Annotated in this window: 13 protein-coding genes; 8 read left to right on the forward strand and 5 right to left on the reverse strand. The window is 60.6% G+C overall.

Features of this window, described 5'->3' with window-relative positions:
* Positions 1–97 precede the first annotated feature (97 nt).
* The 3 genes from mgtA to QMX93_RS08460 form a co-directional block, all read right to left on the reverse strand.
* Positions 98–2,797 carry a magnesium-translocating P-type ATPase gene (gene mgtA / locus QMX93_RS08450; RefSeq protein WP_282354550.1) on the reverse strand — a complete coding sequence of 900 codons (2,700 nt, stop codon included), beginning with the start codon at positions 2,795–2,797 and terminating at the stop codon, positions 98–100.
* 600 nt (positions 2,798–3,397) lie between these two features.
* Positions 3,398–4,732 (reverse strand): SidA/IucD/PvdA family monooxygenase, encoded by a 1,335-nt coding sequence (locus QMX93_RS08455; protein WP_159812921.1) that lies wholly within the window; start codon positions 4,730–4,732, stop codon positions 3,398–3,400.
* 134 nt (positions 4,733–4,866) lie between these two features.
* Positions 4,867–5,349, reverse strand: a complete 483-nt coding sequence (locus tag QMX93_RS08460) for a sigma-70 family RNA polymerase sigma factor (RefSeq protein ID WP_053118866.1) — start codon at positions 5,347–5,349, stop codon at positions 4,867–4,869.
* Positions 5,350–5,672: 323 nt separating this feature from the next.
* Here QMX93_RS08460 and QMX93_RS08465 point away from each other — a divergent pair, with 323 nt between their 5' ends.
* From QMX93_RS08465 to QMX93_RS08475, 3 genes are read left to right on the forward strand one after another with little or no spacing between them, the layout of a single operon-like run.
* Positions 5,673–6,845 carry an efflux RND transporter periplasmic adaptor subunit gene (locus tag QMX93_RS08465; RefSeq protein ID WP_282354557.1) on the forward strand — a complete coding sequence of 391 codons (1,173 nt, stop codon included), beginning with the start codon at positions 5,673–5,675 and terminating at the stop codon, positions 6,843–6,845.
* Complete coding sequence (locus QMX93_RS08470) at positions 6,846–8,819, forward strand: MacB family efflux pump subunit (protein ID WP_053118862.1); 1,974 nt, start codon at positions 6,846–6,848, stop codon at positions 8,817–8,819. It begins immediately after the preceding gene.
* A 7-nt stretch (positions 8,820–8,826) separates the two neighbouring features.
* On the forward strand, positions 8,827–10,221 hold the full coding sequence (locus tag QMX93_RS08475; protein ID WP_282354560.1) for an efflux transporter outer membrane subunit: 1,395 nt from the start codon (positions 8,827–8,829) through the stop codon (positions 10,219–10,221).
* A 77-nt stretch (positions 10,222–10,298) separates the two neighbouring features.
* On the opposite strand, the gene QMX93_RS08480 is transcribed toward QMX93_RS08475, so the two are convergent.
* Positions 10,299–11,909 (reverse strand): PvdJ/PvdD/PvdP-like protein, encoded by a 1,611-nt coding sequence (locus QMX93_RS08480; RefSeq protein ID WP_282354564.1) that lies wholly within the window; start codon positions 11,907–11,909, stop codon positions 10,299–10,301.
* Between the two features lie 360 nt (positions 11,910–12,269).
* Between QMX93_RS08480 and pvdM the strand changes: the two genes are divergently transcribed.
* From pvdM to QMX93_RS08505, 5 genes are all read left to right on the forward strand, one after another.
* A complete protein-coding gene (gene pvdM, locus QMX93_RS08485; protein WP_282354566.1) occupies positions 12,270–13,640 on the forward strand; it encodes a pyoverdine-tailoring dipeptidase-like protein PvdM in 1,371 nt (456 codons plus the stop codon).
* Complete coding sequence (locus tag QMX93_RS08490; RefSeq protein WP_282354568.1) at positions 13,637–14,917, forward strand: aminotransferase class V-fold PLP-dependent enzyme; 1,281 nt, start codon at positions 13,637–13,639, stop codon at positions 14,915–14,917. The genes pvdM and QMX93_RS08490 overlap by 4 nt, the downstream gene beginning before the upstream one ends.
* Before the next feature lie 35 nt (positions 14,918–14,952).
* Positions 14,953–15,861, forward strand: a complete 909-nt coding sequence (locus QMX93_RS08495) for a formylglycine-generating enzyme family protein (protein WP_282354570.1) — start codon at positions 14,953–14,955, stop codon at positions 15,859–15,861.
* A gap of 144 nt (positions 15,862–16,005) precedes the next feature.
* Positions 16,006–17,655 carry a cyclic peptide export ABC transporter gene (locus QMX93_RS08500; RefSeq protein ID WP_282354572.1) on the forward strand — a complete coding sequence of 550 codons (1,650 nt, stop codon included), beginning with the start codon at positions 16,006–16,008 and terminating at the stop codon, positions 17,653–17,655.
* 98 nt (positions 17,656–17,753) lie between these two features.
* Positions 17,754–20,216, forward strand: coding sequence for a TonB-dependent siderophore receptor (locus QMX93_RS08505; RefSeq protein WP_082341413.1), 2,463 nt, complete (start codon positions 17,754–17,756; stop codon positions 20,214–20,216).
* A 146-nt stretch (positions 20,217–20,362) separates the two neighbouring features.
* Here QMX93_RS08505 and QMX93_RS08510 read toward each other — a convergent pair whose 3' ends face one another.
* Positions 20,363–21,325, reverse strand: a complete 963-nt coding sequence (locus tag QMX93_RS08510) for an alpha/beta hydrolase (protein WP_282354576.1) — start codon at positions 21,323–21,325, stop codon at positions 20,363–20,365.
* Positions 21,326–21,407 lie beyond the last annotated feature (82 nt).

The raw sequence follows: 21,407 nt of genomic DNA on the forward strand, positions 1-21,407 counted from the left end.
GCTGCCGAAGGCTGCGATCGTTTGATGTTGCCTTTTGAAAACAAGATCAAAAGATCGCAGCCTTCGGCAGCTCCTACAGGGGGGAGCGGTGTTGCTGTTATTGCCAGCCGAACCGGCGGATGTAGAAGCCTTTCACCGCTTGGGTCAGCGCCATGTACGCCAGCAGGATCACCGGCAGGAATACGAAGTACAGCGACGGCAGCGCCTGCAATTTGAAGTAGTGCGCCAGCGGCCCCATCGGCAGGAAGATGCCGACCGCCATGATGATTCCGGTCATCACCAGCAGCGGCATGGCGGCACGGCTTTGCAGGAACGGAATCTTCGGCGTGCGGATCATGTGCACGATCAGCGTCTGGGTCAGCAGCCCGACCACGAACCAGCCGGACTGGAACAGCGTCTGGTGATCCGGGGTGTTGGCATCGAAGACGTACCACATCAAGGCGAACGTGGTGATGTCAAAGATCGAGCTGATCGGGCCGAAAAACAGCATGAAGCGCCCGACGTCGCCCGGCTGCCAGCGTTGTGGTTTTTTCAGCATTTCCTCGTCGACGTTATCGAACGGAATGGCGATCTGCGAAATATCGTAGAGCAGGTTCTGCACCAACAGGTGCATCGGCAGCATTGGCAGGAACGGAATAAACGCACTGGCGACCAGCACCGAGAACACGTTGCCGAAGTTGGAGCTGGCGGTCATCTTGATGTACTTGAGCATGTTGGCGAAGGTGCGCCGCCCTTCGAGCACGCCCTCCTCCAGCACCATCAGGCTCTTTTCCAGAAGGATGATGTCGGCCGCTTCCTTGGCGATGTCCACCGCGCTGTCCACGGAAATACCGATGTCGGCGGTACGCAGCGCAGGCGCATCGTTGATGCCGTCGCCCATGAACCCGACCACGTGACCATTGCCTTTAAGGATGCGCACGATGCGCTCCTTGTGCGACGGCGTCAGTTTGGCGAAGACATTGGTGGTCTCTACGGCCACCGCCAGTTCGGCATCGCTCATGCGCTCGACGTCGTTGCCCAGCAGCAAGCCTTGTTGCGCGAGGCCGACTTCGCGGCAGATCTTCGCGGTCACCAGTTCGTTGTCGCCGGTCAGCACTTTCACTGCCACGCCATGTTCGGCCAAGGCTTTCAGCGCGGGCGCAGTGCTTTCTTTTGGTGGATCGAGGAACGCCACGTAACCAATCAGCGTCAGTTCCTGTTCATCGGCCAGGCTATAAATTTCGCGACCTTCGGGCATCGAGCGAGCGGCCACGGCCACCACGCGCAAGCCTTCAGCGTTGAATGCTGCGGTGACCTGACGAATCTTGGTCAGCAATTCATCGCTCAAGGCTTCATCGACGTCGCCGTGACGCACGCGGCTGCACACCGCCAGCACTTCTTCCACCGCGCCTTTGCAGATCAGTTGATGCGGTTGGCCGCGCCCTTCGACCACCACCGACATGCGCCGACGATTGAAGTCGAACGGGATCTCATCGACCTTGCGAAACGCTGTGCCGACTTTCAGTTCGCGGTGGATTTCCACGTGTTCCAGCACCGCGACATCCAGCAGGTTTTTCAGGCCGGTCTGGTAGTAGCTGTTGAGGTAGGCCATTTCCAGCACGTCATCGGAATCGGCGCCCCACACGTCGACATTGCGCGCGAGGAAGATCTTGTCCTGCGTCAGCGTGCCGGTCTTGTCGGTGCACAGCACGTCCATCGCGCCGAAGTTCTGGATCGCATCGAGGCGCTTGACGATGACTTTTTTGCGCGACAGAAACACCGCGCCTTTGGCCAGCGTCGAGGTAACGATCATCGGCAGCATTTCCGGGGTCAGGCCGACGGCAATCGACAGCGCGAACAGCAGTGCTTCCGTCCAGTCACCCTTGGTGAAACCGTTGATGAACAGCACCAGCGGCGCCATCACGAACATGAAACGGATCAACAGCCAGCTGACTTTGTTGACGCCTTGCTGGAACGAAGTCACTGCACGATCAGTTGCGCCAACACGCTGGGCCAGCGCACCGAAATAGGTGCTGTTACCGGTGGTGAGAATCACCGCCACTGCTGTGCCGGACACCACGTTGGTGCCCATGAACAGGATGTTGTCCAGCTCCAGCGGGTTACGTGTGTCGCGATCAGCCTGGCGTGGAAACTTCTCCACCGGCATCGATTCACCGGTCATCGCCGCTTGGCTGACGAACAGATCCTTGGCGCTGAGCACGCGGCAATCGGCAGGAATCATGTCACCGGCCGAGAGCACGATCAGGTCGCCCGGTACTAATTGTTTGATCGGCAATTCGCTGCGTGGCGCGTCTCGGCGCATCACGGTGGCGGTGTTGCTGACCATGGCTTTCAGTGCATCGGCGGCCTGGTTGGATTTGCTTTCCTGCCAGAAGCGCAGCAGCGTCGACAGCACCACCATGGAGAAAATCACCACGGCGGCCTTGAGGTCTTCGGTCAGCCACGAGATCACCGCCAACAGGGTCAGCAGCAGGTTGAACGGGTTTTTGTAGCAGTGCCACAGGTGAGTCCACCACGGCAGCGGCTGCTCGTGTTCGACTTCGTTAAGGCCGTATTGCGCACGCAGCGCATCGACTTCGAAATCGGTCAGGCCATCGGAATGCGTGCCCAATGACGACAGCAGCACACCGCTGTCGCAATGCGCGGCATCGACCAGAGTGTTGGCCAGAGTCGGCGGGACTTCACGGCTGACCGTGGTGTCGTTGATCGATTCCAGCAGCGCCAGACGACGGAAGTGTCGGGCGATGTGGCGGGTGCGCAGAAAACCTGCGAAGAATTCCTTGAGCGTAAGTTTCATGGCTGTTGCCCCTGTGGTCAGCCGGGAAACCGTCAAGCAGGTACGGCCGCGCCTCGTCCGCCGGAAAAACCGGCACGGCAAGGCTTGGCGCGCCGGTCAGAAAAGACAGGCGTGTCGATAGGGCTGCGATCACGACAATAAAGTCGAAACCACGCTCTGTTCAGCGTCGATGAGAAGGACGTCTAGCCATGGCCCAGGACGGGTCATGCACGGGATGCCGCTGCTCGCTTTTACGGCGAGACAACGACAGAGAAAGTCTGCGCGTTATCTTGCCGAGAATCTGCCGGTTACCGAGACCGGCCGACAACTGTCACTCGAACAAGTACCCACTGTGGGTCTCCGCTATTGATGAAAACGCGCGAAGCTTACGCCCCGATGATTGGAGAGTAAACCCGCAAAAGGCAGTGCGTTGGGGAATGTGGGGGATGTTCAGGAAGGGTTCAGGATGATCGTTCCCACGCTCTGCGTGGGAATGCAGCCCGGGACGCTCCGCGTCCCTGTCGAAGGCCGAACGCGGAGCGTCCGTTGAGGCATTCCCACGCAGAGCGTGGGAACGATCTTGATGTAGGAGCTGCCGAAGGCTGCGATCTTTTCGCCTTATCAGCTGGCAGTCGCCAACAACAGATCCGCCATCGACCGATGCCCACGGTTTTTGCCATGCTCATACAGCGAGCCGGCGATCTCGTCCGCACGAATCGGCAGCACCGACAGCAAGGTGTCGCTCAGACCATGGCTGGCCTGGCAGAAGCCCTGCATGTAGATGCCGGCCTTGCAGCGCTCGTCGGTGATCAGTTTGTAATTACGGTCGACCTCGAAATCACCGAGGTACTCTTCCAGCGGCGCCAGCAGTTTGCGGTGCATCTGCCGCTCGTAACCGGTGGCCAATACAACGGCGTCGTAATGGCGAACGGTGACTTCGCCGGTGGCGTTGTTGCGCACCGCCAGTTCGATACCGTTTTCAGTCGCAGTAGCGCTCTCGACTGTGGTCAGCGTACGGAACGCGTGACGGGCAATCCCGGAGACCTTCTGGCGGTAGAAGATGCCGTAGATGCGCTCGATCAGGTCGATGTCGACCACCGAGTAGTTGGTGTTGTGGTACTCGTTGACCAGACGCTCACGCTCGGCGCTGTTCTGCTGGAACACCAGGTCGGTGAACTCCGGCGAGAACACTTCGTTGACGAACGGACTGTCGTCCGCAGGTTTCAGTGCCGAGCCGCGCAGGATCATGTCGACCTGCACCGACGGGAACGAATCATTCAGATCAATAAACGCTTCCGCCGCACTCTGCCCGCCGCCGATGATTGCGATGCTCATCGGCTGATTGTTCACGCACGGCTGCTTGGCCATTTGCGACAAATATTGCGAGTGGTGGAACACACGGCTGTCGCCCTTCAGCGCTTTGAACGCCTCGGGAATACGCGGCGTACCACCGGCGCTGACCACTACCGAACGGGTGGTGCGCACATGTTGCTGGCCGTCGCTGCCTCGGGAAATTACGCGCAACGCTTCAACCTGATGGTTGTGCAGCACCGGCTCGATGGTCAGCACTTCTTCGCCGTAACGGCTCTGCTCGGTGAACTTGCCGGCAACCCAGCGCAGGTAGTCGTTGTACTCCATGCGGCACGGGTAAAAAGTGCCGAGGTTGATGAAGTCGACCAGACGGCCGTGATCCTTCAGGTAGTTGACGAACGAGTACGGGCTGGTCGGATTGCGCAGGGTCACCAGATCCTTGAGGAAGGAAATCTGCAACTCGCTTTGCGTCGACAGGGTGTTGCCGTGCCAGCTGTAATTGGCCTGCTTGTCGAGGAACAGCACATCCAGCTCGCCATGGATCGGGCCGCGCTCTTGCAGAGCGATGGCCAGCGCCAGGTTCGAAGGGCCGAAACCGACGCCAATCAGGTCGTGAACGATGGGCGATGCAATTGCCTGAGTCATTTCCAGTGTCCTCTGGAGGAACCCCTCAACAAGGGGCATGGAGAGCCTAAGTGACCTGACCGGCCTTGAGCAGGACAGCAGGTCGTCTGTTGAGTAGGAACGAGGACAGTGAAATAAAATTTAACGAAGTCGGCTCAATGGGCGTCCCATTGTTTGATCCGCACGCGGCAATGTTTCATCGCATTGACAATGTGTTTTTCCACCAGCGCCTTGGAAATGCCCAACTGTTCGGCGATTTCCGGGTGCGACAGGCCTTCGATCTTGCGCAGCAGAAAACTGTCGCGACACAGCGGCGGCAGTTCTGCCAACGCGCGCTGGAGCATTTCCAGACGCTGGCCGTGATCGAGGGTGCTGTGGGGCGACGGGGTGAAATAGCGCTCTTCGTTGTCGAGCACATCGAGTGATTCGACCTGGCGCAAGGCATTGCGCCGATGGTCGTCGATGACCAGATTCAGCGCCGTGCGATAAAGAAACGCGCGCGGTTGCTCGATCGGGGTATCGCTGGAACGTTCCAGCACCCGCAGATAGGCGTCATGCACCACATCTTCGGCAATCTGACGATTGCCGAGCTTGGCGTTGAGGAAACACACCAGCTCGCGATAGTAGTTTTCCAACATGACTCCCGGCCGCAAACGTGCGGTTTCTGTCCTTGAGCACACCGATTGACGACGGCGTGAAACGCAGTAGCAAGATAGTGGCAACTTGAGGTGCGTAATTTATAGTAATTCTCATATAGATTTAAAGTGGTGTTTGCCGCTGCCCGATAAATAGTGCTGCGCTATAGCTGTTACTTCGTGTGTCAACGCTTAAATTCCGCCGCTCTTTCCTCGTTTACAGGACAGCTCCCCGTGTCTGTCGCGCTCCGCGACAGCGTTCAGCGCTGCCCCCTCTGTGCGCGGCGGCCGGACGACGGGCCGAATTCCACTGGCCGGAACCCTGCATGAAACGTCCCCGCCCCGCCCGACGCGCCCTGCTCGTAGTCCTTTGTCTGATCCCCGTCGTCGGCTATGCCGCGTGGCAAATGTTGCCGCCGGGCCGGGATAAATTCGCCACCGTGCAAGTGTCGCGCGGCGATATAGAAAGCAGCGTCACCGCCCTCGGCACCCTGCAACCGCGACGCTATGTGGATGTCGGTGCGCAGGCTTCCGGACAAATCCAGAAGATTCACGTCGAAGTCGGTGACGTGGTCAAAGAGGGCCAGTTGCTGGTGGAAATCGACCCGTCGACGCAAAAGGCCAAACTCGACGCCGGGCGCTTCTCGATCGAAAACCTCAAGGCGCAATTGCAGGAACAGCGCGCGCAACATGAGCTTGCACAGCAGAAATATCAGCGTCAGCAAAACCTCGCTGCCGGCGGCGCAACCCGCGAAGAAGACGTGCAAACCGCCCGCGCCGAGCTGAAAGCCACGCAAGCGCGCATCGACATGTTCCAGGCGCAGATCCGCCAGGCCGAAGCGAGCTTGCGTAGCGATCAGGCCGAGCTCGGCTACACGCGCATTTACGCGCCAATGGCCGGCACCGTGGTCGCTCTCGATGCGCGCGAAGGCCAGACCCTCAACGCCCAGCAACAGACACCGCTGATTCTGCGCATCGCCAAACTGTCGCCGATGACCGTGTGGGCCGAGGTTTCCGAGGCGGATATCGGTCACGTCAAACCGGGCATGAGCGCTTACTTCACCACGCTCAGCGGCGGTAATCGGCGCTGGAGCAGCACCGTGCGGCAGATCCTGCCGGTGCCGCCCAAACCCCTCGATCAAACCAGCCAGGGCGGCGGCAGCCCGACCAGCACCAGCAAAAGCGGCAGCGCCCGCGTGGTGCTCTACACCGTTCTGCTTGATGTCGATAACGCCGACAACGCGCTGATGGCGGAAATGACCACGCAGGTGTTCTTCGTCGCCAATCAGGCCAAAGACGTGCTCACCGCGCCAGTCGCCGCCCTGCAAGGCAGCGTCAAAGCTGACCGGCAGACCGCGCAAGTCGTCGCTGCCAACGGCAACATCGAATCGCGCGAAGTGCGCACCGGCATCAGTGATCGGCTCAAGGTGCAGATCCTCGACGGCCTCAGCGAAGGCGATCATCTGCTGATCGGCCCGGCCACTGGCAGCGGGGGTTGAATGCAAACGCCCCTGATCGACCTGCAGGACATTCGCAAATCCTACGGTGGCGGCGACGCGCCTGAAGTTCACGTGCTGCGCGGCATCGACCTGTCGATCCACGCTGGCGAATTTGTCGCGATTGTCGGCGCGTCCGGCTCCGGCAAATCGACGCTGATGAACATTCTTGGCTGCCTCGATCGACCGACCTGTGGCGAATACCGTTTCGCCGGGGAAAACGTCGCCGGCCTCGACAGCGATGAATTGGCCTGGCTGCGCCGTGAAGCCTTCGGTTTCGTGTTTCAGGGTTATCATCTGATTCCGTCCGGCTCGGCCCAGGAAAACGTCGAGATGCCGGCGATCTATGCCGGCACTCCGGCCACCGAACGGCATGCCCGCGCCGCCGCCCTGCTCGACCGTCTCGGCCTCGCCGAACGCACCGGCAACCGTCCGCATCAGTTGTCCGGCGGTCAGCAGCAACGGGTGTCGATTGCCCGCGCCTTGATGAACGGCGGTCACATCATTCTCGCCGACGAACCGACCGGCGCCCTCGACAGCCACAGCGGCAAAGAAGTCATGGCGCTGCTCGACGAACTGGCCAGTCAGGGCCACGTGGTGATTCTCATCACCCACGATCGCGAAGTGGCGGCGCGGGCCAAACGCATCATCGAAATCAGCGATGGCTTGATCATCAGCGACAGCGCCAAAGACAACCCCGACGCCCAGACCAGCGCCAACCCCGGCGCCTTGCAAGCGGTCGACTTGCGCAAGCGTCTGAGCGAAGGTGCCGAAGCCACTGGCGCCTGGAAGGGCGAACTGGTGGACGCCCTGCACGCGGCGTGGCGAGTGATGTGGATCAACCGCTTCCGCACCGCGCTGACGTTGCTCGGCATCATCATCGGCGTGGCTTCAGTGGTGGTGATGCTCGCCGTCGGTGAAGGCAGCAAGCGTCAGGTCATGGCGCAAATGGGCGCGTTCGGTTCGAACATTCTGTACCTGAGCGGCTCGGCACCGAACCCGCGCACGCCACCGGGAATCATCACCCTCGACGATGTCCGCGCGCTGGCGAGCCTGCCGCAAGTGCAACGCATCATGCCGGTGATCGGCACCGAGGCTGGCGTGCGTTACGGCAATGCTGACCACTTGAGTTACGTCGGCGGCAACGACACCAACTTCCCGGCGATCTTCAATTGGCCGGTGGTGGAAGGCAGTTACTTCACCGAGCAGGACGAGCGAAACGCCTCGGCCGTCGCGGTGATCGGCCATAAGGTGCGCAACAAATTACTCAAGGACGTGGCCAACCCGATCGGCCAATACATCCTTATCGAAAACGTGCCGTTTCAGGTGGTCGGCGTGCTCGCGGAAAAAGGCGCCAGCTCCGGTGATTCCGACAGTGACGACCGCATCGCCGTACCCTATTCGGCGGCCAGCGTGCGCCTGTTCGGCACCCACGATCCGGAATACGTGGCCATCGCCGCCACCGATGCGCGCAAGGTCAAAGAGGCCGAACACGCCATCGAACAGCTGATGCTGCGTCTGCACAACGGCAAAAAGGATTTCGAATTGACCAACAACGCCGCAATGATTCAGGCCGAGGCGCGCACGCAAAACACCCTGTCGCTGATGCTTGGCTCGATTGCCGCGATCTCGCTGCTGGTCGGCGGTATCGGTGTGATGAACATCATGCTGATGACCGTCCGCGAACGTACCCGCGAGATCGGTATTCGCATGGCCACCGGCGCGCGCCAACGCGACATCCTCCGCCAGTTCCTCACCGAAGCGGTGATGCTTTCGGTGGTCGGCGGCATCGCCGGGATCGCCCTCGCGCTGATCGTTGGCGGCGTGTTGATCCTCAGCGATATCGCCGTGGCGTTCTCGTTGCTCGCGGTGCTCGGCGCCTTCGGTTGCGCCCTTGTGACCGGTGTTGTCTTCGGCTTCATGCCGGCCCGCAAAGCTGCCCGGCTCGACCCGGTCACGGCCCTTACCAGTGAATGATCGATCTATGAAACCGCGCCTCAGTTTGTTGACCGTGTGCCTGCTCCTCAGCGCCTGCGGCAGTCCCGTTCAGCGCCCGGACAGCGGCGTGCAAGCCCCCGCTGCGTGGCAATCGCCACACAGCGCCAGCGTCGCCCGCAACAACCCGCAATGGTGGACACAGTTTGGCAGCCCGGAGCTGGATCGTCTGATCGAACAGGCTCGCGTCGGCAGTTTTGACCTTGCCGCTGCGGTGGCGCGCGTTCAGCAGGCGCAGGCCAGCACGGTGATTGCTGGCGGCTCGTTGCTGCCGGAGGTCAAGGCCGGGCTGAATGCCAATCGGCAGAAACTGTTGCGCGGCAAGGGTTACAGCCAGTTGGATGCCGACAGCAATAACAAGGCCGTGGACTATTTCGATGCCAATTTGAGCGCGACGTATGAGATCGATTTCTGGGGCGGTAAACAGGCGTCTCGCGACAGTGCGCAATTTGCGTTGCAGGCCAGCGAATTTGATCGCGCGACGGTTGAGCTGACGTTGCTCAGCGGCGTTGCCAATACTTATGCGCAAACCTTGTCGTTGCGTGAGCAGAGCCGCATTGCTGAATTGAATCTGGCCAACGCGCAAAGCGTGCTGAAACTGGTGCAGACGAGGTTTGATTCCGGCTCGGCGACAGCGCTGGAACTGGCGCAGCAGAAAAGCCTGGTCGCCGCCCAGCAACGGCAACTGCCGCTGGTGCAACAACAGGCGCAGGATGCGTTGATCAGCCTCGCCGCCCTGCTCGGCCAACCGGTGCAGCAACTCGCGGCCAATCAGGAATCATTCGATCGCCTGCAATGGCCGGGGATTGCCAGCGGTGTGCCGAGCGATTTGCTCACCCATCGCCCGGACATTGCTCGCGCCGAAGCACAATTGGCGGCCGCCGAGGCTGATGTCAAAGTCGCTCGCGCCGCGATGTTGCCCACTGTCACATTGACGGCGCAGCTCGGCTCGGGCGCTGACAAGTTTGATGACTTGATCCGCAGTCCTTTCTACAACCTGACTGCGGGGCTGGTCGCGCCGATCTTCAATAACGGCCGCCTCAGCGCTGAGCGCGACAAGGCCACGGCGCGTCAGGATGAGCTGCTGCAAACCTATCGCGGCGCGATCATCAACGGCTTCGCCGACGTCGAAAAAGCCCTCAACAGCATTCGCGGGCTGGACGAACAACGCCAATGGCAGAGCGAAGAACTGAGTCAGGCACAGACCGCTTTCAACATCGCCCAAAGCCGTTATCAGGCCGGGGCCGAGGACTTGCTGACGGTTTTGGAAACCCAGCGCACGCTGTATGCAGCGCAAGATCTGAACGTGCAACTGCGGCTGTCGCGGGTGCAGGCGAGTATCGCGCTGTACAAGGCGCTTGGGGGTGGGTGGCGGGTTTTCTGAAGATCAAAAGATCGCAGCCTTCGGCAGCTCCTACAAGGGATCAGTGTAGGAGCTGCCGAAGGCTGCGATCTTTTGCTTTAAGCCTTGGCTTTCAGATTGCGCGCATACCACGGCCGTTGCGGCACGCGGCGGAACAGGTTGGCGAGTTTGTTTTCGTCTTCGCCGAAGGTGATGCGCAGGGCCAGTTTCATGGTTTCCGGATCCATCTCCACCGACCGGCCTATCTGCAAACCCGGCGTAGTGCTGCAACCGTGCGTATCCGGCCCCAGCCATGGATCAGCGATTTCGACCCAGCGGCCTGGCGCGAACCACTTCACGCCGTTGACCTCAAGGCGCGTGACCTGGCCCGGATGGAAGCGCTCATGCGCGCGATACCAATCCTCGATGCGATCATCGATCCAGCCGTGAAAATGCCAGAACACCGGGTTCACATGGGATGAAAACGGGTCGCCGAGGAAATCGTTTTCCGCGGCGAACCAGCGGGCGGCGAAGTCATCCAAATCACGCGCCAGCGGCACCGGCTGACCGTTGGAAGGGTCACGCGGCACCGACGCCCAACGCATGTGCAGCCAGTCGTGCAGGCCCAGCTCAACCTCTGAACCAAACTGGCCCAAAGTGAGCTTCGACAGATACTGCGGATCGCGGTACTGCGATTCCCAGACTTCAAAATTGCTTTGATAGGTCTCGGCGGTTTTCAGGTCGCTGACCCATTGGGTGTATTCATCGTCTTCGGCCGCCAGCCAGGTCGGCGGCAGCGAAGTGCCGTCGTGGTTGTCGAAGTAGCGCGCGAAGCCCTGGCGATCACGGATCAGCTCCGGTTGCGGCAATGGGAAGAACTGCCACGACGGCAAATCCATCATCGAGCGCGCCGTGCCGAGCATGTGCCGGTGCATGAAAAAGAAATCGATGCCGGAGCCGTTGCGATCCTTGTGCGTGCCACGCGCATCCCGCTCCTGGTCACGCGGCCCGGGCTGCCAGCCGAGGCCGCGCAGGGCATTGCGTTTGTCCTCGGGCAGCGTGTGCCATTTGTCGCGGGTGGCGTGCCAGACCTGATGGAACAGGCGATGTTCCGGCGACACCAGCCATGCCAGCAACGGCTCGTTGAGTGGCGTGCGTTGGCGGGCTTCCGGGAACAGGTATTTGACGGCGATGAAGCGATTGTCCTGCGCGGGTAAGGCCAACGGGCGATCGAGGCGTTGCACGGTGCCGCTGAGGGTGCCGCTGCCGGCATTGCCGAAGTCGGCCCAGACTTCATCGAGAATCATGTTCAATTCGTAGTCGACGCGACCGTCAGCGCCGAGCAACCGCCAACTGAGTTTCGAAGCCTCAGCCCCAGCCAGATCGCCAAGAATTCGGTAACGAGGTGTTTCGTCACTGCGCAAACGCTCGGCAGTGTCGAGGAAGCCATTGACGCCCCGGCCCTTCTGACCGATGTCGAGAAACACTTCCAGCCCTTCAGCCGGCAAGCCATCGAGGCCGGCATCGTTGCCGGTAAAACGAATGTTCCAGACCCCGCGCAAGGCATTGGACAGGCGCTGCCCGGCCACGTCGGCGACATCGAACGACGCCTCACCGGGGGTGATCGTCGGATCCGGCTTCGTCCATTCACGGTGCCCGAAATAAGCCGCCGGTACGGCAGCGCCGGTCAACGCCAGGCCTGCCATGAACCATCGTCGAGAAATCCTCATTGCCCTACCTGTGTCAGCCCTGAAGCAGGCTTTATCCAAGCTAGAACGTTTACTGGATCGGCAAATTTAAGCCCTGCACCGACTTCCCGGAATGGACACCCTTGTGGCGAGGGGATTTATCCCCGTTCGAGTGCGAAGCGCTCGCAAAACCTCACAACGCAGAATGTCTGACATACCGCGCGTGTGGGTTTTGGGGCTGCTGCGCAGCCCAACGGGGATAAATCCCCTCGCCACAATGAACCTCACACTTAATTATTGATTGCCCGCCTCCCGCTAAATTTCCCCGCCATCCACTCGTTCTTCCCAGATAGCAAAGGCCTCTGCGCCTGCACCTCGACGGCGAACCTGACTGAGATGGCAATGACAAAACCACGTTCGAAAAAGGCTCTTTTCATCGGCCTGCCGCTGGCTCTGGCGGTCAGCGTCGGCGCTGCTTTTGCGGTGTGGGACATTTGGTTCAAGGACAATCCCGGCTACCCGCACAAAGTCATGCAGCAGGCCGAAGCGCTGCACGAGCACATGCTCTCGTTCGACAGCCACATCACCGTCACCCAGGATTTCGGCACCACCGGCAACGAGGTCGACAAGGACGGCAGCGGCCAGTTCGACCTGGTCAAAGCCAACCGTGGTCGCCTTTCCGGCGCGGCGCTGACGATTTTCGGCTGGCCGGAAATCTGGAACGGCGCCAACGCCCCGCACAAACCCACCACCGGTTTCGTCGACGAGGCGCGCAATCAACAAGAGATCCGCTACAAAATCATTTCCGGCATGGTGCGCGACTTCCCCAATCAGGTCGGGATCGCCTACACCCCCGCCGATTTCCGCCGCCTGCATGGCGAAGGCAAGTTTGCGATTTTCATCAGCATGCTCAACGCCTACCCGCTCGGCCACGACCTCAACTTGCTGGATCTGTGGACGGCGCGCGGCATGCGCATGTTCGGTTTCAGCTATATCGGCAACAACGACTGGGCTGATTCGTCGCGGCCGTTGCCGTTCTTCAACGATTCGCCGGACGCCCTCGATGGCCTCTCGGATCTGGGCAAGCAAGCGGTCAAACGCCTCAACGATCTGGGCGTGATCATCGACGTCTCGCAGATGTCGACCAAAGCCCTCGAGCAAGTCGCGCAACTGAGCCGTACACCGTTGGTGGCGTCCCACTCGGCACCACGGGCGATGGTGGATATTCCGCGCAACCTCAGCGACAAGGAAATGCAGCTGATCAAAAACAGTGGCGGCGTGGTGCAGATCGTCGGCTTCTCGCAATACCTGCGCCCGCTGACCCAAGGCACTCAGGACAAGCTCAACGAACTGCGCAAACGCTACGACCTGCCACCGCTGCCGAACCTGGCCATGGCGCTGATGCCGGGCGACCCGATCATCGCCGCGTGGTCGGAGCAGAAATTTGGCGAGTACGCCGGTCAGCTCTACGCGATTCTTGAAGAGGAACCGAAAGCCAGCCTCAAAGACTTGGGCGACGCCATCGATTACACCGTGCGCAAGATCGGCATCGACCACGTCGGCATCAGCTCCGACTTCAACGAAGGCGGCGGCGTCAAAGGCTGGGAGAACGTTGGCGAGATCCGCAATGTCACCGCCGAATTACTCGCGCGCGGCTACTCCGAAGCCGACATCGCCAAGCTCTGGGGCGGCAATTTCCTGCGCGTCTGGGATCAGGTCGAGAAATCCGCCAAACCGGCAGTGGCCGCTGCTCAGGACACCGTCAAGCCATGAGCAATCGTCGTGACTTTTTGAAGCAGGCCGGAATCCTCGCGGCGGCGCTGCCACTCGGCGCAAGCCTGCCGAGCGTTGCTGCCGCCACGCCGATCGCACCGTTGCCGCGCGATAAATGGGCGCAGTTGCAGCAGCTGTTCAATCAAGATCCCGAGTACCTGCACTTCTCCAATTTCCTCATCACCAGCCACCCGAAACCGGTGCGCGACGCCATTGAAATGCACCGCGCCGCACTCGATAAAAACCCGGGGCTGGCGATGGACTGGGATGTCGGCGTGATCGAAAAACGCGAACACGATGTGCGCGTCTGGGCCGGCCAATACCTGCAAGCCGATGCCAAGCAGATCGCCCTGACCGGCAGCACCACCGAAGGCCTGACCATGATTTACGGCGGCGTGCACGTGCGCGCCGATCAGGAAATCCTCACCACCGAACACGAGCACTACGCCACCCACACGATTCTGGAACTGCGCAGTGAGCGTGAAGGCACCAAGGTGCGCAAGATTCGCTTGTTCGACGATCCGCAAACGATCAGCGAGAAACAACTGCTGGCCAACATCGACCGCAGCATCCGGCCCGAGACCCGCGTGCTGGGCATGTGCTGGGTGCATTCGGGCAGCGGCGTGAAGCTGCCGCTCGGCGCGATCGGCGCGCTGGTCGACAAACACAACCGTGGGCGCAGCGATGCCGACCGGATCATTTACGTGGTCGACGGTGTGCACGGTTTTGGCGTTGAAGACCTGAGTTTCCCGGCGATGAATTGCGACTTCTTTATCGCCGGCACACACAAATGGATGTTCGGCCCACGCGGCACCGGTATCGTTTGCAGCCGCACGCCGGAGGTGAAATACGTCACCCCGATCATCCCGACCTTCTCCGAGGCCGAGCACTTTTCCACGACGATGACCCCGGGCGGTTATCACGCCTTCGAACACCGCTGGGCGCTGACCGAGGCGTTCAAGTTGCACCTGCAACTGGGCAAAGCCGAGGTGCAGGCGCGCATTCATGAACTCAACAGCTACCTGAAAAAACGTCTGCTGCAACGCCCGCAGATCGAACTGGTGACGCCGTTGAGCCCGGAGTTTTCTGCCGGTTTCACCTTCTTCCGGGTCAAGGGCAAGGACAGCGACAAGATCGCTGCGCACCTGATGGCCAACCGTGTGGTTGCCGATGCCGTCGAGCGTGACGTCGGCCCGGTGATCCGCACCGCACCGGGGCTACTCAACAACGAAGCGCAGATCGAGCGCTTGCTGAGCATCCTCGACCAGGCCCTGTGAGCCTGCCCTCTTTTTCCTTTTTAGCGAGACGCGAAATGAACAGTGAGTTACCTCGTTTTTCCCTGAAAGCCCTGCCCGCATTGGTGCTCGCCGTCCTCGCCGCCGGCCTCATGCCGAGCGCTGCTCAGGCCGCCACGCCACCCGCGCCGGGCAAAGTGTTCAAGGACTGCAAGGACTGCCCGGAAATGGTCGTGCTGCCCACCGGCACCTTCACCATGGGCACCCCGGATGACGAAGTCGGCCGCGAGCCCGATGAAAGCCCGATGCACCCGGTGACGTTCGCCAAACCCTTGGCCATCAGCCGTTTTCAGGTGCTCAAGGGTGAATGGTTCGCCTACCTGAAGGACACCGGTTACCAGATGCCGGACGGCGACGACCGCCCGGGCCGCGCGTGCAAAGCGGGGATTCCGGACTATCAGGGCAGCGACCCGCGCAAGCAATACACCGACCGCCACCCGGCGGTGTGCATGGACTTCGCCGAGGCCAATGCCTACGTCGCGTGGCTGTCGAAAAAGACCGGCAAGCAATACCGTCTGGTCAGCGAATCCTTGCGCGAATACGCCGCCCGTGGCGGCAGCAGCGGGCCGTTCCCCTTTCCGTTCGATGAAGGCAAGGAATACAGCATCGCCAAGCACGCCAACACCTATGGCGCCGCCGACGGCTACAACTTCACCGCCCCGGCCGGCAGCTTCGCGCCGAATGCGTTTGGCGTGTACGACATGCACGGCAACGTCTACGAATGGACGGCCGATTGCTACAACGAAAACTACGTCGGCGCACCGAGCGACGGCAGCGCCTGGCTGACCGGCAAGTGCGAATTCAAGCGCATTCGCGGCAACGACTGGGGCGAGGCGCCGGTGTTCTCCCGCTCCGGCAACCGCAACGCGCTGGTGCCGGGTGATCGCGGCGACTGGATCGGCTTCCGGGTCGCCCGCGATCTGTAACCGCAGCGCCCCTTAAATTAACCACCCCTCCAGTCGTTTTACAGGTGGGCGCGATCCATTGCGACGCGCCCCCGCCCTCTACGCACCCAGGCGAGGCCCGCGACCGATGCCGGCCTTCGCCGTTCTTTCAAGCAGGGAACCTCCATGAGCAAACCAACACGCGGGGTGATCAATGAATTGTTCACCCTGCTCAAACCCTTTCGTCTGATTGTTGCCGGCTCGATCCTGCTGGGCATGGTCGGTGGCCTGAGCGTCACGGTGCTGCTGGCAACAATCAATAATGTGCTGCATGCCGAGGGCGGCCTGACCAACACCGTGGTCGCCGCGTTCGCCGGGTTGTGTCTGCTGGCACTGGTCAGTTCGATTTTCTCCGATATCGGCACCAATTACGTCGGCCAGAAAATCATCGCCAAACTGCGCAAAGAGTTGGGTGAAAAGGTGCTCTCAGCACCGATCGAACAGATCGAGCGCTATCGCAGCCATCGGCTGATTCCGGTGCTGACCCATGACGTTGACACCATCAGCGATTTCGCCTTTGCCTTCGCGCCGCTGGCCATTTCCCTGACCGTGACACTCGGCTGCATGGGCTACCTGGCAATGCTGTCGTGGCCGATGTTTCTGATGATGGTGGTGGCGATCATCATCGGCACCATCGTTCAGTACATCGCTCGCGGCCACGGCATCAAAGGCTTCATGGAGGCTCGCGATTCCGAAGACGAATTGCAAAAGCACTACAACGCCATCGCTGAAGGCGCCAAGGAACTGCGCATCCACCGCCCACGTCGTCATCGCATGTTCGTCTCGGGTATCGAGCACACCGCCGACAAAATCTGCGACACGCAGATTCGCTCGGTGAATATTTTCGTGGTCGCGAAAACCTTCGGTTCGATGCTGTTCTTTGTCGTGATCGGTTTAGCGCTGGCCCTGCAATCACTTTGGCCGAGCACGGACAAAGCGGTGATGAGCGGCTTCGTGCTGGTGCTGCTGTACATGAAAGGGCCGCTGGAGCATTTGATTGGCACGCTGCCGATTGTCAGCCGCGCGCAGATCGCCTTCCGCCGCATCGCCGAGTTGTCGGAACAGTTCTCCTCGCCAGAGCCGCACCTGTTGCTCAGCGATCAGGGCAATCGCAAAACCCCGGTGCACAGCCTCGAACTGACCGACGTCGCCTACAGCTTCCCGGCGGTCGAAGGCGCCACGCCGTTCAGCCTGGGCCCGGTCAACCTGAAGATCGAACAGGGCGACATCGTTTTCATTGTCGGTGAAAACGGTTGCGGCAAGACCACCCTGATCAAGTTGCTGCTGGGACTTTACGCGCCGCAGCAGGGTGAAATCCGCCTCAACGAGCAAGTGGTCACCGCCCTCACCCGCGACGACTACCGCCAACTGTTCACGACGATTTTCGCCGACTACTACCTGTTCGATGACGTGGTACAGGGCGACACGCACATCCCCGAAGACGCCAACCAATACCTGCAACGCCTGGAGATCGCGCACAAGGTCAGCGTGCGTGACGGCTCGTTCACCACCACCGACCTGTCGACCGGCCAGCGCAAGCGTCTGGCATTGGTCAATGCCTGGCTGGAAGAGCGTCCGGTGCTGGTCTTTGACGAGTGGGCGGCGGATCAGGATCCGACCTTCCGGCGCATTTTCTACACCGAGCTGCTGCCCGACCTGAAGCGTCTGGGCAAAACCATCATCGTCATTTCCCACGATGATCGTTATTTCGACATCGCCGACCAATTGGTGCGGATGGAAGCGGGAAAAGTCATCACGGAACTGCAAACGGCGTAAATAGCCACGATTCTCATTCTGGTTTTCTGAGGCTCGTGCGTCTAATTAAGAATCGATAACAACTACAACCCAATTAAAACCTGCAAGAGTGAAACACAATGCCAGCAATTCCGGGGATTCCACGTTTTACCAAGGCGCTGATCATGCGTCGCATGTTGCAACCTGGCTTCAGCGCTACCGCCTTCAGCATGGCCCTCGCCTTGCCGTTCAGCGCCCACGTTCAGGCTGAAGAAGTGAATTTCAATATCCCTGCGCAATCGCTGGCAAGCGCACTGCAGGCATTGGGCACGCAATCGAACATGCAAGTGCTGTACAGCGCTGATGACGTACAGGGCCTGCGCAGCCAACCGGTCAGCGGCCGGTTGTCGCCGTCGCAAGCGCTGTCGAAGATGCTGGTGGGGACCGGCGTCATGTTCACCGTGCAGGACAACACCGTCACCGTGCGCGGCAGATCGAGCGGTAACTCGCTGGAGCTGGGCGCCACCAACATCAATGGCCGAGCGGTTGAATCCGCCTATGGCCCGGTCGACGGCTATGTCGCGACTCGCAGCGCCACCGGTACCAAGACCGACACGCCGATCCTGGAAATCCCGCAGACCATCAACGTCATCACTGCCGAGCAAGTGCAGACCCAGGGCGCACGCAACCTGACCCAGGCCCTGCGCTACACGCCGGGCCTTAACGTCGGTGGTTTCACCGACCGCAACGCCATCGCCGACGAAATCACCAGCCGTGGTTTTGCACCGACGCCGCTGTACCTCGACGGCGCCTACCTGCCGTATGCCGGCAGCCTCGGCGGCGCACCGCAGATCGATCCGTACACCCTTGAGCGCATCGAAGTGCTCAAAGGCCCGTCCTCGGTGCTATACGGTCAGAACCAGCCGGGCGGCATCATCAACATGGTGTCCAAGCGTCCGACCACCGAGCAGCGCAGCCAGGTCAAACTGGGTGCCGGCAGCTACGATCGGGTTAACGGCGCGTTCGACACCAGCGGCCCGATCGACGATCAGAAAGAGTTCACCTACCGTGTCGTTGGTGTTGGCAAAAAAGGCGGCCAACAGGTCGATCACACCCACAGCGAGCGTATGTTGCTGGCGCCGAGCCTGACCTGGACGCCAAACGACGACACCTCGCTGACCCTGCTCGCGCAGATCCAGCGTGACGACGGTCTGGAAGACTATCAGGCGCTGCCGATGATCGGCTCGCTCAAGCGCGGCCCGAACGGCGAGCGCATCGACCGCGAATTCTTCTCCGGCGACTCGAAATACAACGACTACAAACGCGACCAGTACGTCTTCGGCTACGACTTCACCCACAACCTCACCGAAGATTTGAAATACCGCTCCACCGCGCGTTACACCGACGTGCGCGATGACTACAAAGGTTTCTACCTGCGCAGCTTCGTCACCGATGACGCCGGCGTGACCGACTACACCCAGGCCAACCGGGTCAAGCTGAACTGGAAACAGCACAACACCGCGTACACCGTCGATAACAACCTGGAATACAAATTCAACACCGGCGCGCTGGAACACACCACGCTGATGGGCGTGGATTATCGCCACTTCAACCGTAAGTACGACGGCTACAACGCCTACAACGTGTTGCCGATCAACCTTTACGGCGCGAACAACAACTACGACACCAGCAGCGTCACGCCGCAACTGGACACCAAGTGGGACAACACCATTCGCCAGACCGGTGTGTACCTGCAAGACCAGATCAAACTGGACAAGTGGATCCTCACCATCGGTGGCCGCCAGGACTGGGCCGAAGTGGAAAACAAGGATCTGCTGGCACGTACCGTCGAAGAAAAACGTGACCACAAATTCACCAGCCGCGTGGGCTTGACCTACGTCACCGACTTCGGCCTCGCGCCGTACGTCAGCTACTCGGAATCGTTCCTGCCGACCCTCGGCACTGCAGCGCCTGAGCGCGGTGGCAAAGGCTTTGAGCCGACCGAAGGCGAGCAATACGAAATCGGTGTGAAATACCAGCCGTTCGACCAGACCCTGATCACCGCTTCGGTGTTCCAGATCAAACAGAAGAACGTGCTGACCGGCGACACCGAGTACCCGCAATACCAGGCGCAGTCGGGTGAAGTGCGCTCGCGCGGTGTCGAACTGGAAGTCAAATCGACCTTCGACAACATCGACGTGATGGCGGCCGCCAGCTACCTCGACTCGTTCTACACCAAAGACACCTGGGGCAACGAAGACAACCGCAGCGAAGCACAGTCGCCTGTTTCGGCGCTGGTGTGGGCCAACTATCACTTCACCCAGGCTTCGCTCAACGGTCTGACCTTCGGCGTCGGCGCCCGCTACACCGGTCGCAAGCCGGGTGATGCGGCCAACTCGTTCGACGTGCCGTCCTACGTTGTCTACGACACCACCGTCAGCTACGACATGGGCAAACTCTCGCCAAGCCTGCGCGGCGTGCAGACCAGCGTGAACGTGCAGAACATCTTCGACCGTGAGTACATCTCGGACTGCAACTACTCGTTCGGTTGCTACTACGGCCAGGAGCGCGTGGCATCGGTTGAAGTGTCTTACGACTGGTAAGCCACCCCACCGACAAAAAAACCGGGCGATTGCCCGGTTTTTTTATGCCCTGAAACTGCTTTTTGTAGGAGCTGCCGAAGGCTGCGATCTGTTGATCTTAAAGAGCAAAAGATCGCAGCCTTCGGCAGCTCCTACAGGGGATGTGTTTAGTGTGAGATGGCTGTGCGCAGGCTTTGGGTGAGTTGGGTGTAGACGTTATCGATGTCCGGCACCACGCTCTGCAGACGCAGGAAGTCGTGAATCAAACCTGTGTATTCGATCAGCTCCACGGTCACGCCGTGCTCTTGCAGGCGCCGGGCATAAGCGCGGCCTTCGTCGAGCAATGGATCGTGGCCAGCCAAGGCGATGACGGCCGGGGCCATGCCTTGGTAATCCGTCGCCAGCAGCGGTGAGAAGCGCCAGTCGAGACGATCCGCCGCGTCGTTGGCGTAGTGCCGGTAGAACCACTCCAGCGTCTCGCTTTCCAGCAGATAACCTTCGCCAAACAGCTCGGTCGAGGGGCTGCTGGTGGAGGCGTCCGTTACCGGATAGCAGAGCAATTGCAGGCAAGGTTTGATTGCCAGCGAAGCCGGATCGCGCGACGCTTGCAGGGCCAACACTGTCGCCAGTGTCGCGCCAACACTGTCGCCACCGAACGCCACGCGGTTGATATCCAGACCTTCAGCCACAGCGTGCTGCGCCAGCCACGCCAAGGCATCAGCACCATCATTAAGCGGCGTTGGAAATTTGTGTTCCGGCGCCACGCGATAACCCACCGACAACACCGCGCACGGCGTACGCGCGCAAAACTCGCAACACACGCCGTCATGGGATTGCAGGCTGCCGACCACATAACCACCACCGTGGAAATACACCAGCACCGGCAGCGCCTCGGCCTGCGCATTGGCGGGCCGATATAAACGCAGCTCCAGACTGGCGCCATCACGCGCGGTGTACGGCACCGTCACGACACTGACATCCGCCGGCGCGCCCCAGCGCAACTGCACCGTGGTGCGCTCGAAGGCTTCCCGGGCCTGAGCCGGCGTCGACAAATGAAACGGGCCGGGGCCATCGGCCTGGCTTTCTTCGGCCAAGTCGAGGAAGGCATTGAGTTCCGGATGCAGGGACATCGCAGGTTTCCTTATGAAAAAGCCACAGACAAAAGAGGAGCCGCAAGGGCTCCTCTGTGTATAACGATGGATCAGGGCCAAT

The sequence above is a fragment of the Pseudomonas sp. PS01303 genome, from assembly GCF_029959385.1.
In the GTDB taxonomy this organism is placed as follows: domain Bacteria; phylum Pseudomonadota; class Gammaproteobacteria; order Pseudomonadales; family Pseudomonadaceae; genus Aquipseudomonas; species Aquipseudomonas rustica.